At 28.2% G+C, this 528-nt stretch carries 1 protein-coding gene; it reads right to left on the reverse strand.

What is annotated here, in order from left to right:
• Window positions 1–298, reverse strand: a 298-nt coding sequence (locus CLPUN_RS12985; RefSeq protein ID WP_198944331.1) for a transposase, incomplete at its 3' end; no start/stop codon positions are given.
• Between the last annotated feature and the right edge of the window lie 230 nt (window positions 299–528).

Consider the following 528-nt stretch of genomic DNA (forward strand, 5'->3'; position numbering starts at 1 on the left):
CTAAATGAGAAGACGATTTTTTTCTTGTATATGTAATTTCTTCGATGGTAGGCTCATCTATTTTAAGATCACTGTTTTTTTCAGCATCATTAAAAAGTGAGAGCTGTCTTGAATCAACCTGTTCACTAGATTGTCCGAAAATTTTTCTGTTTTTATTAAGAATCTGTCCTTTTAGAAAAGCCAATTCCTTTTTTAAATCATCAATTTCTTTATCTTTTGATTCAATTTCTTTTTCCATTTTAGAAATTAATAATTTTGTTTTTTTATCAAGTTGATCTTCAAAATCTAAAATATCCATTCTCATACCTCACAATAAATATAGACATATATTACCACAAAACCCTCAATTCCGAAACTTGTAAAAGTTCAAAATTAAGGGTTTATATTAATATTTACTTTAAAAGCTGTTTCTTACTTCAATTGGCTTAAATTTAGACTTAGTTCTAACTTCATAGCCCATAAGCAGCCATTTCAATTCTTCTTTGTTGATTTTAAGAGCTTCGTCAGGAGTCATTGGCCATTTCAATG

Origin of the sequence: Clostridium puniceum (assembly GCF_002006345.1) — a bacterium.
Lineage (GTDB): Bacteria > Bacillota > Clostridia > Clostridiales > Clostridiaceae > Clostridium > Clostridium puniceum.